Origin of the sequence: Streptomyces hoynatensis (assembly GCF_003626535.1) — a bacterium.
GTDB lineage: Bacteria > Actinomycetota > Actinomycetes > Streptomycetales > Streptomycetaceae > Streptomyces > Streptomyces hoynatensis.
Genome location: NZ_RBAL01000019.1, coordinates 23,835 through 36,993, shown reverse-complemented (window position 1 = coordinate 36,993; position 13,159 = coordinate 23,835). Strand labels below are relative to the sequence as shown.

Sequence of the window (13,159 nt, the reverse complement as noted above, 5' to 3'; positions counted from 1 at the left end):
AAGCCTTCCGGAGTGGGTGGGGAAAGGACAAGTCACGCCGGCCGCGGTACGGCCGGGGGCAGGGAGCGGACGACGCGCAGCAGGGTTTCCGGGTCGCCGAACGCCCCCGCCTTGGAGATCACGGGCAGGCCGTCGCGGGCGTGGGCGAGGACCACGCCCGGCTCGCGCTCGCCCGCGACGGTCAGGATCGGCACGCCCGCGGCCAGCAGCACGGCCCGCGCGGTCTCGCCGCCGGTCACCACGAGCGTGCCGGCCAGGCCGAGTCCGGGCCGGGCGGCGGCGGCCAGCCCGGCGGCGACCTCCGCGGCCCGCGCCGGGTCGACAGGCTCGGCCGGGTCGGGGTGCACCACGACGTCCTGGCCCGCGGCCAGCGCCGCGCGGACCTGCCGGGCGGCCGCGGCGGGACCTGCGGGCCCGGCGGGGACGGGCACCGGGCGGGCGGGCAGCTTCTCCACCAGCGCCGCGCACTGGGCCCTGGCGATCTCGCTCCTGCTGCCCACGCAGATCAGCGCGGGCCCGCCGTGCCGCGGCGGGGGAGCGGGGCGCCCGGCCGCCGGGTCGGGCGGCACCGGCAGGTGGTGCGCGAGGCCGCCCGAGCCGGCCAGCAGGAGCGGCAGCTCCGGCTGCGCCCGGGTGCAGGCCAGGGCGAGCCGGGCCAGGTCGTCCTCCTCGACGGCGTCCACGACGACCGCGTCCGCGCCCTCGGCCGCCGCGGCGCGCAGGGCGGCGGCCGGGCCGGGAGAACGGAGTGCCGAGCGCGGCAGCGCGGCGACGCGCAGCCCGGCCTCGGTCAGCTGCCGGGTGAGCGGCCGGCGCCCGGGGTTGCGCTCGCTCAGCGGCACGCCGTCCACCAGCACCTCGCCCGCGAGGACGGTCCGGCCGGTGGCGGGGAACGCGGGGGTCACCACCGCCAGGTGCCGGTGGCCGCCGCGGCGTTCGGCGAGGGCGGCGAGGCAGGCGGCGATCTCCGGGCCGATGTTGCCGCGCAGGGTGGAGTCGATCTTCTTGTAGACCAGCGTCCCGGGCGCCGCCCGGCCGACGGCCGCCGCCACCCTGGCGGCGGCCTCCCGGCCCGCCAGGTAGCGGCTGTCGGTGTCGACCGCGATCACCCGCGCCGCCGGCCAGGCCGCGGCCGGGTCGAGCACCACCGAGGTGGCGGCCCGCGGGGCGAGCGCCACCGCGCTGTCCGCGGCGCCCGAGAGGTCGTCGGCGACGATCAGGACGTCGGGGCCGCCCGACGGGGGGCCCGTGGGGGCGGGGGCCGGGAGGCCGGCCTGCGACGTCGTCACCGGTGCTCCCCCGGGGCGTCCGCGGCGGGGCGCGGCCCACCCGGGTGCGCGCCTCCGGGGTGCGCGGCGGCATTCGCGTCGGGGCTCGCGCCGGGTTCCGCGCCGGTGTCCGGGGCGGATGGCGCGCCGGGCTGGTCGCCGGTCCGCGCGGCGGACTGCGCGTTTCGCGCATCTCGGGGCGTGCCCGAGGCGGGGGCGCCCGCCTCCGCGTCCCGCGCGCCGGGCGCAACGACGGCCCGCGGTCCCTGCGCGCGCTCGGCGCGGCGCTCCAGGCGGCGGTGGTAGGCCAGCGTCACGACCGGCACCAGCAGGGAGGTCACCACGACCGAGGCGGCCACCAGCACCGTGGCCTTGTCGGCCGCCGCCTCGTAGTCCGGGTTGGCCGCCGCGACCAGCGCGGGCACCGCGGCGGCGTTTCCCGCGGTGCTTGCGGCGGCCAGGCCGGCCAGGCCGCTGCCGCCGACCAGCCGGTCGGCGACGAAGAGCGTGCTGCCGCTGACCACGAGGACGAACAGCCCGAGGCCGATGCCGAGCAGGCCGGCCGTCCACACCGTGCCGAGGTCGATGCCGGTGCCGAGCGCGAAGCCGAAGAAGGGGATGCACACGGGGACGGCAGGGGCGAGGAAGCGGCGCATCTCCGGGTCGAGGTTGCCCAGCACCATGCCGAGGACCAGCGGCAGGATGGCACCCAGCATTGTCTGCCAGGGGAAGGCCGACAGGCCCGCGACGCCGAGCGTCACCATGGTCAGGAACGGCCCGGACTCCAGGCTCATCAGCGAGTAGGCCGCGGCGTCCTTGGACCGGTTGAACTGCCCCATCAGCGCCATGTACAGGCCACCGTTGGTGTCGTTCATGGCCGCCACCACCGCGAGGGTGGACAGGCCCGCGAAGGCCCCGCCGTGCACCGGGTCCTCGCCGAGGAAGTGCCCGAGCACCACGCCCACCACGACCGCGACGGCCGCCTTGGTGACCAGCAGCGTGCCGCCCTTCTTGAGGATGAACGGCGTCGTGCGCAGGTCGATGGTGGCGCCCATGCACACGTAGAAGACGGCGAGGATGGTGAGCGAGCCGGAGAAGAGCGCGCCGGTGAACGAGCCGAAGAACTCCCCGGTGCCCTCGTGCGCGGTATTGATCACCGCCCCGATGAACAGGGGGACCAGCATCATGCCGCCCGGCACGCGCTCCAGGCTCGCCTTGATCGGTATGGACATCTGCATCGACATCTGCGGGCGCCTTCTTTCCCTACGTGCCTTGGCCCGCCGCGACCCTGCGCGGTCTTGCCATACTCTGGCCGGAATCCTCCCCAACTGACCGGCGTCGCCCGCGACCCTACGCCGCGATGCGCGTTTCGTGCAAGGTGCTCGATTCACGCACTGAGGAGGCGACCCCTAGCACCCCGGCCTCAGGCCCCGCCCCGCCCGCCTCCGGCGCCCCGCCCGCGCCCGCCCGCCCGCGCCCGCGGCGCCACGCGCGCCCTGGCACCCGCCGGTGCGCCCCGCGTCGCGGGGGATGCCGCCCGCCCCCGAAGGCGGCTGCCGTACGCTCACGCCATGCCGAAGTCCGCCCCGGCCCGGGACGCCACCGGGCCGCGTCCCGACGGGTCCGCCTGACCGTGGCCGCGGGCCTGGGACCCGGGACCGCCTCCCCGGCGGCGAATGACGAGCGCCGCCCACCGGCGCGCCTGGCGGCCCTGGCGGCCGCCGTGGCCGGGCTCAACCCGGGCGCCTTCGCCTACGTCATGGCCACCGGCATCGTCTCCACCGCCCTGGCGGCCGAGGGCGCGCACGCCGCCTCGGCCCTGCTCCTCGTGCTCGCCCTGGCCGGTTACGCGCTCCTGCTCGCCGCGTACGCCTGGCGGCTGGTGCGCTGGCGCCGCCGGTTCCTGGCCGACGTCGTGGGCGCGGGCGGCTTCGCCTTCCTCACCTCGGCGGCGGCCCCGGACGTGCTCGCGGCGCGCCTCGCCCTCGACCGCCACACGGCCCTGGCCGCCGGGCTGCTTGCGGTCGGCGTCACGGCCTGGGTGCTGCTCGGCTACGGCGTCCCGCTCGGCATGATCTCCGCCGCGGCCCGCCGGCCGCCCTCCCTGGACCAGGTCAACGGCACCTGGTTCGTGTGGGGCGTCGGCACCGAGTCCGTCGCCGTGGCGGCCGCCACGCTCAGCCCCCACGTCCTCGGCGACGGGCTGGCCGCCCTCGCCTCCGTCTGCTGGGCGATCGGCCTGCTCCAGTACCTGCTGACCGCCGGGCTCGTGCTGGCGAGGCTGCTCCTTCGGCCCCTCGCCCCGGCGGGCCTCGCCCCGCCCTACTGGATCTTCATGGGCGCCGCCGCCATCACCGTGCTCGCCGGCGCCCGGTTACTGGGGCTGCCCGCGGGCGCAACTCCCTTGCCCCGCCCCGCCGTTGCCGCGCTCTGCTTCGTCCTGTGGTCCTTCTGCACCTGGCTGATCCCGCTGCTGCTCGCCCTGGGCGCCTGGCGGCACCTGCTGCGGCGGGTGCCGCTGCGCTACGAGACGGGCCTGTGGGGCATGGTCTTCCCGATCGGCATGTACGGCGTCGCCACCAGGGAACTCGGGAACGCCACCGGCACCTCGTGGCTGACCTCCCTCGGCTCGGCCGAGGGCTGGCCGGCCGCCGCCCTCTGGTCGGCCGTCTTCCTGCTGATGCTCGCCGCGGCCCCCCGCGCCCTGCGCCCGCCCACCCACCCCGGGCCGTCCCCGGAGCCACCGGGATCCCCCGGGCCTGAGGCGCCCCCACGGCCCCCCGGCTCCCCGGAGGCACCGGCGTCCCCGGGACCCGGGGGATGCGCCCCGCCCACCTGACCTGAGTTGCGGTGGGCGGGCCGGGCGGGGGCGCGGGGCTCGGGTGGGGCGCCGGCCGGGCCGGTTCGCCGCGGCCTGGCGGACCCCCGTGTCGGGGCCGGGCCCGCGCCGGGCGGGGCGCAAGGGCGGCGGGCGCCTGCCGTGCCGCGCCTCACACCCCCAGCGGCTCGGCCTGCGGGGGCCGTTCGCCGCGCACCCGGCGCCGGTAGCGCAGCGGCGATTCGCCCACCTCCCGCTTGAAGGCGGTGCTGAACGCGCTCTCCGAGGCGTATCCCAGCGCGGTGGCCAGCGAGCCGACGCGGACCTCGCCCTCGCGCAGGGCCCGCCGCGCCCGCAGCATCCGCCAGCGGTGCAGGTACGCCAGCGGCGGCACGCCCGCCACCTCCCGGAAGCGTTCGGCGAAGGAGGTCCGCGACATCGCCGCGGCCCGCGCCAGCTCCGCCAGCCGCCAGGACCTCCCCGGCTCGGCGTGGAGCAGGGCGACCGCGGGGCGCAGCCGTTCGTCGGTCAGCAACCGCAGCCACCCCGGGGGCAGTTCGGCCTGGCCGACGTAGGCGCGCAGCACCTCGAGGAGCAGCAGCTGGCCGTACTGCCGCAGCGCGAAGGCCGAGCCGAGCCGGTCGCCTTCCGCCTCCTCGAGCAGCCGCTCCAGGCCGGCGCGCAGCTGGGGCGCGGCGGCGGCCGAGGCCCGGACGTGCCCCACCGGCGGCAGCGCCTGCAACAGCAGCGCCCGGCCGGCCTGGTTGAGGTCGACGTGGCCGCCGAGGACCACGTCGCCCGGGTCCCCGGCGTTCCCGGGATTCCCGCCGCCTGAGCCGCCGCCTCGGCCGGGGGAGCGGAGGGCGGCGAACCCGGGCTCGGGCACCACCTCGCGGGGCGGCCCGTCCCCGGTGCCGCCCTCGACGCGCAGCCACCTCCGGCCGTTCAGGATGGCGACGTCGCCTGGCTCCAGCCCGATCGGGCCCTCGATGCCGTCCGTGCTCAGCCGCGCCCGGCCGCGCACCATCGCGACGAGCTTCATCGGGTCCTCGACCGGGGAGCGCGCCACCCAGGGGCCCCGCACCGCGAACCCGCCCGTCATCTGCCCCCGGATCTCGACGAGGTCGAACACCTCCGACAGCTGATCACCCGCCATGTCCGTACTCTCACGCAAGAAATGCGGACTGGCAAGGATTCAGCGTACGGGCGGTGGCCCGCAGAGTGGTGACATGACGCAGCAACAGCACCCCCTGGGCTCCGGCTTCACCGCGGCCTCCACGGCCGGCGAGGTCCTCCGGGGCATCGACCTGACCGGCCGGCACGTCCTCGTCACCGGCGGCCACTCCGGGATCGGCCTGGAGACCACCCGCGCGCTGAGCAAGGCCGGCGCCACGGTCACCGTGGGCGCGCGCAACCCGGACCGTGCCGCCGCCGCGCTGGCCGGAATCCCCCGCGTCGAACTGGGCCGGCTCGACCTCCTCGACCCGGCGTCGATCGACGCCTTCGCCCGCCGCCGGCTCGACTCGGGCCGCCCGCTCCACGTGCTGATCAACAACGCCGGCATCATGAGCGGCCCCCTGTTCCGGGACGCGCGCGGCTACGAATCGCAGTTCGCGACCAACCACCTCGGCCATTTCCAGCTCACCCTGGCCCTGCTCCCCGCCCTGCGCGCCGCGCACGGCGCCCGGGTGGTCAACGTGACCTCCGGCGGCCACCGGCTCTCCGACATCCGCTGGGACGACCCGCACTTCGCGACCGGCTACGACGGCATGCTCGCCTACGGCCAGTCGAAGACCGCCAACGTCCTGTTCGCCGTGGAGCTGGATCGCCGCTGGGCAGCCGAGGGAATCCGCGGCTACGCCGTGCACCCCGGCATCATCGCCACCACCGGCCTGGGGCCCTCCCGGGAGGAGGACGGGCCGGCGGTGACCCGGGAGGAGCTGCGGGCCATGGGGCTGATCGACGCGGCAGGCCGGCCGGTCATCGACCCCGCCCGGGAGCTCAAGACCCCCCAACAGGGCGCGAGCACCAGCGTGTTCGCCGCCACCAGCCCGCTGCTGGCCGAAGTCGGCGGCGTCTACCTGAAGGACAACGACGTCTCCCCGCTGGACACCCCGAGGCCCATCGCCTTCGGCGTCGAGCGGGACATCCCCTCCGACGTCGTGCCGCACGCCCTCGACCCACGGTCGGCCCGCCGCCTGTGGGAGCTGAGCGAGCGGCTGCTGGCCGCCTGAGGCCCCGCCCGCCTCTCGGCCCCCCGGCGCCGGCCCGCGAGGGCACGCCCCGCGGCGGGCGGGCGCCGGCCGGAACGGGCGGGCCGGCCGGCCGCGTTGCCGCCCAGCGCGCCCCGCCACCCCTACGCCCCGGGCTCGCCGCCCCGCACGCCACCCGGCACGGCGCCCTGCACGCCGCGCAGCTTGTCCGGGTTGAGCTGGAAGCGCAGGTGCCGGACGAGGCCGTCCGCCACCTCGAGCGACACGGTGCCGACGGGCCGTCCGCCCAGGGTCAGGAGCAGGCCGGGCTCGGCGTTGATCACGGCCGGCTCCAGCACCACGCCGGCCGACACCGGCTTGGCCAGCACGCCGAGCACCCAGCGCGCCACGTGGTCGGCGCCGTACAGCGGCCGGCGGGCCGCCGTGACCTTGCCGCCGCCGTCGGACCAGGCCACGACGTCCGGCGCGAGCAGCTCCATGACGGCGTTCAGGTCACCGCCCGCACAGGCCGTCAGGAACCGCGCGGTGACCTCCTGGTGCCGTGCGGGGTCGGCGTCGTGGCGTGGCCGGCGGTCCGCCACGTGCCGGCGGGCCCGGTGGGCGATCTGCCGCACGGTCGGCTCCGGCCGGCCGAGGATCTCCGCGATCTCGGCGTGCGAGAAGGCGAAGGCCTCGCGGAGCACGAACACGGCGCGCTCCACCGGCGTCAGCGTCTCCAGCACCACGAGCAGCGCCATCGAGACGGTGTCGGCCAGCTCGGCCTCGTCGGCGACGTCCGGCGAGGCCAGCAGCGGCTCGGGCAGCCACGGCCCGACGTAGGTCTCGCGGGTGACGCGGGCGGAGGTGAGCCGGTTGAGGGCGAGATTCGTGACCGTACGCACCAGGTACGCGCGGGGGTTGCGCACCGTGGCGCGGTCGGCGCCCTGCCAGGCCAGCCAGGCGTCCTGGAGCACGTCCTCGGCGTCGGCGACGCTGCCGAGCAGCCGGTACGCGGTGCCGAACAGCAGCCGCCGGTGGGCCCCGAACGGCTCCCCGCCCGGGCCCCGCTCACTCCCCGCATGGATCATCGGCCCATGCTCCCAGCGCCCCGAACGGGGCGGCAAGGCGATTCCCGCGGTCACGGCACCTGCGCAGGCACCGCCGGCCTGCGGGTCGCGCGGCCGCCCCGGGAGAGGGTGGCGCCGACGTTCAGGCGCCTGCTCAGCCGGTACAGCTTCAGCGGGCTGCCGCTGATCGTCTCCTTGTATCTGATCGCCCAGGCACCCCTGAGGTACCAGCGCCGCGGGCTGTCGTCCGCGTGCGTGAACTGGATGACGGCGTCCCGCCGCCCGAGGCTGACGGGCTGGTGGACGTAGCCGAACCGGAACGGCTTCGGCCGCTTCCCGCGCAGCCGGGCCGCGAGGGCGTCGGCGACGTGCTGGGCCGTGGGCAGGCCGCTCTGGCAGGTGCCGTGGACCGGCCCCCACGCCTGGCGGGTCGCCGCGGCGTCGCCGATCGCGTAGATCTCGGGGTGCGACACCGACCGCAGTTCGGCGTCCACGGTCACCAGGCCGCGCGCGTCGGTCGCGATCCCCGACTCGGCGGCCAGCCGCGGCGCGCGCACCCCGGCGGTCCACAGGGTGAGGCCGGAGGGCAGCAGCTCGCCGTCGGCCAGCTCGACCGCGTCGGCCCGCACCGCCGTGACGGTGGTGCCCGTGCGGACGGTCACGCCGAGCCGGTCGAGGGCGCGGCGCAGATGTGCGCGCGCCCGCTCGCCCATCATGGCGCCCGGCGCCTCCCGGCCGACGAGGGTGACCCGCAGGCCCGGGTGGCTCTCGGCGATCTCGGCCGCGGCCTCCACGCCGGTCAGGCCCGCGCCGCAGACCACCACGGTGCCCTGGGCGGCGGCCAGGGCGGGCAGCCGGGTGGCGAACTCGTGCGCGGTGCGCGGGTCGTCGAGAGTGAAGGCGTGCGCGGCGGCGCCGGGCACGAGGCTCGTGTCGGCGCCGCTGCCGAGCGCGTAGACGAGGGTGTCGTAGGCGAGGGTGTGGTACGCCGGGCCGGCGGGCCCGGCCGCGCCGGCCCCCGGGGCGCCGGCGGGCGCCACGGCGGGCGCCTCGATCGACACCCGGCGCGCCCGCGGGTCGATCGCGGTGGCCCGGCCCCGGACGAACGCGACGCCGGTGCCGGCCAGCAGCTCGGGGATGCGGTGGTCGGCCAGCTCCTGGCCCGCCGCGACCTGGTGCATCCGCAGCCGCTCGGTGAACCGGGCCGAGGGATTGACCAGCGTGATCCGCGCGCCCGTCCTGCGGGTGCGGCGGGCCAGGCGGAGGGCGGCCAGCATGCCGGTGTAGCCGGCGCCGAGTATGACGATGCGGTGGTCGGTCTTCATCCTGCTCACTCCGGTACTCGCGTGCAGGAACGCCCATGGGACAGGTGGGCCCCCGCATGCGTGACAGCGCTCAGAGTGATCCACGTCACAGTCGCCGCCTCGTTCCGCCCGCCCCGCCGGCGCCCGCCGCGGTGCCGGCCAGGAGGGCGCCGGGAGGGCCCCGAAGTCCCCGGGGACGGGCCCCGACGTCCCCGGGGACGGGCCGGGAGGGGCGGCTCGACCGGGCCGGGGGCGCCGCCGCACTCGCGCGCCGGTGCCGTGCCCACCGGGCCCCTTGACGGAGCGTGCCGGAGTTTCGACACTCGGTGGGGGAGGTCATGGGAGCGCTCGGACCGGTCCACACCGCGCCAGCCAGGAGGCCACACCGCCATGCCCCCCAGCCGCACCGGAACCCGTCACCGCAGCCCAAGGCCCGCCGCCCTGGCGGCCCTTGGCACCGCCCTGGTCGCCGCCACCGTCCTGACCGGCGGGGCCGGCGGCTCCGCCGCCGCCACCGGCCCCGCCGCCACCGGCCCCCTCGACCTGGCCGCCGCCCAGCGCGTGGACAACCCCTACGCCGGCGCCCGGGTCTACGTGAACCCCGAGTGGTCCGCCCGCGCCGCCTCCGTGCCGGGCGGCGAGGCCGTCGCGGACCAGCCCACCGCCGTCTGGCTGGACCGGATCGCCGCGATCGGCGGCTCCGGCGGCCGGATGGGGCTGCGCGAGCACCTCGACGCGGCGCTGGCGCAGGGCGCAGGCGTCGTGCAGCTCGTGCTCCACGACCTTCCCCTCCGCGACTGCGACCGCATCTCCCCGTACGGCGAGCTCGGCCCGGACGACCTGCCGCGCTACCGCGAGAGCTTCGTCGACCCGATCGCGGACATCCTGGCCGACCCCGCCTACGCCGACCTGCGGATCGTCACCGTCGTCGAGCCGAACTCCCTCTCCCGGCTGGTCACCCACGTCGAGCCCAGGGCCATCGCCACGCGGGCCTGCGAGCAGGCCAGGGACACCGGCGTGTACGTCGAGGGCATCGGCTACGCCCTGGCCACGCTCGGCGCGCTCCCGAACGTCTATCCGTACCTGGACCTCAGCCACCACGGCTGGCTCGGCTGGGACGAGGACTTCCACGCCGCCGCGCGGCTCCTCCGCGACGCCGCGACCTCCGCGGGCAGCACCACCGCCGCCGTCCACGGCTTCGTCTCCAACGTCGCCGACTACTCGGTCCTGGACGAGCCCTACCTCGACGCCGGCGACGTCGTCGCGGGCGTGCCCGTCCACCAGAGCCGATGGGTCGACTGGAACCCGTACCTCGACGAGCTGCCGTACGTCGCGGCCTTTCGCGCGGAACTGACCGGCCTCGGCTTCGACGCGGACATCGGCATGCTGATCGACACCTCCCGCAACGGCTGGGGCGGCCCGAACCGCCCCACGGGCCCCGGCTCCGCGGTCAACGTCGACGAGTACGTCAACCAGAGCCGCACCGACCGGCGGATCGTCGCCGCGAACTGGTGCAACCAGGCCGGCTCGGGGCTCGGCGAACGCCCCACGGCCGCCCCGGCCCCCGGCGTCGACGCCTACGTGTGGGCCAAGCCGCCGGGCGAGTCCGACGGCAGCCCGCTGGAGGGCCAGTCCGGCCTGCGCGGGGAGCCGATGTGCGACCCCGAGTACCTCGGCATGGGCGCCAACCCCCCGAGGACCGGCGCCCTGCCGGACGCGCCCCCGGCCGGGGCGTGGTTCCCCGCGCACTTCGCCGAGCTGCTCAGCAACGCCTGGCCGCCCCTGGAGTGACCTCCCCGGGCTCCGCCGGGATCATGGTGGGACCCGCCGGTGCCGATTGGCCCCTTGTCTGTCACCGCCGACCGGCCGGGCGAGGTGGGCTCTCAGTCGGCCGGGTGGAGCACAGGGGCGAGACCGCGCAGACCGGCCCAGCGGGAGGAGCGGCGGAGCCGTCTCGTTGCCCGTGCCCAGATCCCTGACCGTGATCCGAAGGATGTCGTTGGCGTCGCAGTCGGCCGTCACCTCGATCAGGGGCACGCCGCGGGGAGCGGGAGGCAGGGCGAGTTCGAGGACCGCGAGGGTCCAGTTGCGCGCGGCGTCCTCTCGCTCCCCCTCCACGATGTGGACCACCACCGTGGGTTGGTCGTCCGTGTGCGTGGTGAGGATTTCGGAGCGCTTTGTGGGGATGGTCTCGTTCCGCAGGAGCAGCTTCCATGTGACCCCACCGTGCATTTCGATACCGATCGAGTGGGGGGCGACGTCGAGGAGCAACACGTCCTTCACCGCGCCGGTCAGGACGCCCGCCTGAAGGGCGGCGCCGCCGGCGACGGGCCCAGGGATCAGGCCCCGGTAGGGCTCACGGCCGTCCGTGAGCCGGCGGATCAGGTCGCCCACGGCGGGCATCCGGGCGGCGCCGCCCGTCAGGACGACCCGGTCGATGTCGGCGAGTGTGTGCCCGGCGTCGGCGAGGACGCGTTCGACGGGGGTCCGGCAGCGTTCCAGCAGGTCCCGGGTGAACGCCTCGAACTCCTCGCGGGTCAGTTCCTCTTCGAGGTGGACGGGGCCGTCCGGCCCCGTGGCGAGGTAGGGCAGCCTGAGGGTCGTGGTGCGCGCCGCCGACAGTTCGATCTTCGCCGTCTCGGCCGCCTCGCGCAGCCGCTGGGCCGCGGCGACGTCGCCGGTGAGATCCACGCCGTGCCGCCGCCGTACGAGCCCGGTCAGGTGCTCGACGATCCGCAGGTCCCACTCGTCGCCGCCGAGCCGGCCGTCGCCCGCAGCGGCCATGACCTCCACGACACCGTCGCTGAGCGCGATGAGGGAGACGTCGAGGGCGCCCGCGCCGAGATCGAAGATCAGGACGGTGCAGTCGTCCCGGTGCAGGCCGTAGGCCATCGCCGCGGCCGAGGGCTCGTTGATCAGCCGCAGGACGTTGAGCCCGGCCCGTTCACCGGCCCGGACCAGCGCGGCCCGCTGGTCGCGACGGAAGCCGGCGGGCACCGCCAGCACCACGTCGGTGACCGGCGTGCCGAGGTAGTCCTCGGCGTCCCGGCGAAGGCGGGCGAGGACCAGTCCGGCGACGTCCTCGGCGGTCAGCCGGACGGCGCCCCGCGTGATGCTCCAGTCCGTGCCCAGCTTCAGCTTGACGGCGTGCCAGGTGTGGCCGGGATGGGTGAGTGCCTGCCGCTCGGCGGCCGCGCCGACGAGGACATCCCCCTCGGCGGTGAGGGCCACCAGGCTGGCAGTGGTGTGCGCGCCCTGGGCGTTGGGGACCGGCGAGACCCCGCCGCCTTCCATGACGGCGACGGCCGAGTTCGTCGTGCCGAAGTCGATGCCGACGGGCCTACGCGCCCCCTCCGGTCCGCTGTCCGGCGGCGCCGTGGCCCCGGCGGCTTCGGTGTAGGGGGCCGTCGGGGGTGTGGCACGCCGCTGGATGAGGGTGGTGACGGCATCGGGCCAGGGTGAGTCGCCGCGGACATCGTCCGCCGGCTCCCAGTGCGCGCCGATCCGCTCCAGCAAGGCCGCGAGCGTGGGCCGGTCGCGGGGGTCTTTCGCCAGGCACGCGTCGACCAGCTCGCGCAGCGGCCCCGTGAGCCCGTCCAGCCGTGGCCGCCCGTTGACCACCCGGTGGAGCACCGCCAGCGGCGGGCCCTCGCCGAAGGGCCCGGCCCCCGTGGTGGCGAAGGCGGCCACCGCCCCCAGCGCGAACACATCGCAGGCCGGGCCGACCTCGCCGCCCTCGGCCTGCTCGGGCGCCATGAAGCCCGCCGTCCCCACCACCAGGCCGGTCGCCGTCAGCGCGGTGTCCTCCAGCGTCCGCGCAATCCCGAAGTCGATCACCCGCGGCCCGTCGGCGGCCACCAGTACGTTCGACGGCTTCAGATCCCGGTGCAGCACCCCCACCGTGTGGATGGCCTGCAACGCCTCCGCCAGCCCCGCCGCCAGCCGCCACACCGCGTCCTCCGGCAACGGCCCCGCCACCCCGACGGCCTCCGCCAGATCAGGCGCCGGAATGTAGACGGTCGCGATCCACGGCCGGTCCTCCTCCGGACCGGCGGCCATCACCGGAGCCGTGAACGCCCCGCCCACCGCCCGCGCCGCCGCCACCTCCCGCGCGAACCGCCGGCGGAACTCCCCCTGCCGCGCCAGGTGCGGATGCACCACCTTCACCGCCACCGCGCGACCACCCGGTGACCGGCCCAGGAACACCTCGCCCATCCCCCCGGCTCCCAGCCGGCCCCGCAGCACGAACCCGCCCACCGACTCCGGGTCCCCGGCCCTCAGCGGCTGCACCCCGGCCCCCCTTCCGCCCCCGGCATCACGGCCCGGCATCAACGTAGCGTCGCGCCGCCCGTCACGGCCAGGGGCACCCACCGGATCCCCGGGCCGGGGGTCGGCGAGGGGTGCACCGAGTGCGCCGACGCCCAGGGCGGCAGGTACCCGGCGGCCGTCCGGTCGTGGGAGCACCCGTGGGCAGAGGTCACCCCCGTCCCGCGGTGCGATGCCGAAATCC

General features: G+C 76.7%; 9 protein-coding genes. 3 read left to right on the top strand and 6 right to left on the bottom strand.

Translation table 11 applies throughout. The annotated features are described in order from the left end of the window. Nucleotides 1-32 precede the first annotated feature (32 nt). Nucleotides 33-1,289, bottom strand: a complete 1,257-nt coding sequence (locus D7294_RS25190) for a four-carbon acid sugar kinase family protein (RefSeq protein ID WP_158674691.1) — start codon at nt 1,287-1,289, stop codon at nt 33-35. After that, the gene (locus tag D7294_RS25185) at nt 1,286-2,512 is read right to left on the bottom strand and encodes a 2-keto-3-deoxygluconate permease (RefSeq protein WP_206619566.1); all 1,227 of its coding nucleotides are present in this window, start codon (nt 2,510-2,512) and stop codon (nt 1,286-1,288) included. The genes D7294_RS25190 and D7294_RS25185 overlap by 4 nt, the downstream gene beginning before the upstream one ends. Nucleotides 2,513-2,901: 389 nt before the next feature. On the opposite strand from D7294_RS25185, the gene D7294_RS25175 reads away from it, so the two are divergent. Then, complete coding sequence (locus tag D7294_RS25175; RefSeq protein ID WP_241562608.1) at nt 2,902-4,107, top strand: tellurite resistance/C4-dicarboxylate transporter family protein; 1,206 nt, start codon at nt 2,902-2,904, stop codon at nt 4,105-4,107. A 151-nt stretch (nt 4,108-4,258) separates the two neighbouring features. Here the strand turns inward: D7294_RS25175 and D7294_RS25170 are convergent, their stop codons facing one another. Next, nucleotides 4,259-5,242: an AraC family transcriptional regulator gene (locus D7294_RS25170; RefSeq protein ID WP_120683645.1), complete on the bottom strand. Its 984-nt coding sequence runs from the start codon at nt 5,240-5,242 to the stop codon at nt 4,259-4,261. A gap of 73 nt (nt 5,243-5,315) precedes the next feature. Between D7294_RS25170 and D7294_RS25165 the strand changes: the two genes are divergently transcribed. Continuing rightward, nucleotides 5,316-6,320, top strand: a complete 1,005-nt coding sequence (locus D7294_RS25165; RefSeq protein ID WP_120683643.1) for an SDR family NAD(P)-dependent oxidoreductase — start codon at nt 5,316-5,318, stop codon at nt 6,318-6,320. Between the two features lie 122 nt (nt 6,321-6,442). Here D7294_RS25165 and D7294_RS25160 read toward each other — a convergent pair whose 3' ends face one another. Both D7294_RS25160 and D7294_RS25155 read right to left on the bottom strand, forming a co-directional pair. After that, nucleotides 6,443-7,366, bottom strand: coding sequence for an RNA polymerase sigma-70 factor (locus tag D7294_RS25160; RefSeq protein ID WP_120683641.1), 924 nt, complete (start codon nt 7,364-7,366; stop codon nt 6,443-6,445). A 50-nt stretch (nt 7,367-7,416) separates the two neighbouring features. Beyond that, nucleotides 7,417-8,670, bottom strand: coding sequence for an NAD(P)/FAD-dependent oxidoreductase (locus D7294_RS25155; RefSeq protein WP_120683639.1), 1,254 nt, complete (start codon nt 8,668-8,670; stop codon nt 7,417-7,419). Nucleotides 8,671-9,039: 369 nt separating this feature from the next. Here D7294_RS25155 and D7294_RS25150 point away from each other — a divergent pair, with 369 nt between their 5' ends. Beyond that, the gene (locus tag D7294_RS25150; protein ID WP_120683637.1) at nt 9,040-10,440 is read left to right on the top strand and encodes a glycoside hydrolase family 6 protein; all 1,401 of its coding nucleotides are present in this window, start codon (nt 9,040-9,042) and stop codon (nt 10,438-10,440) included. Nucleotides 10,441-10,461: 21 nt separating this feature from the next. Here D7294_RS25150 and D7294_RS25145 read toward each other — a convergent pair whose 3' ends face one another. Then, a complete protein-coding gene (locus D7294_RS25145) occupies nt 10,462-12,939 on the bottom strand; it encodes an Hsp70 family protein (protein ID WP_241562607.1) in 2,478 nt (825 codons plus the stop codon). Nucleotides 12,940-13,159 lie beyond the last annotated feature (220 nt).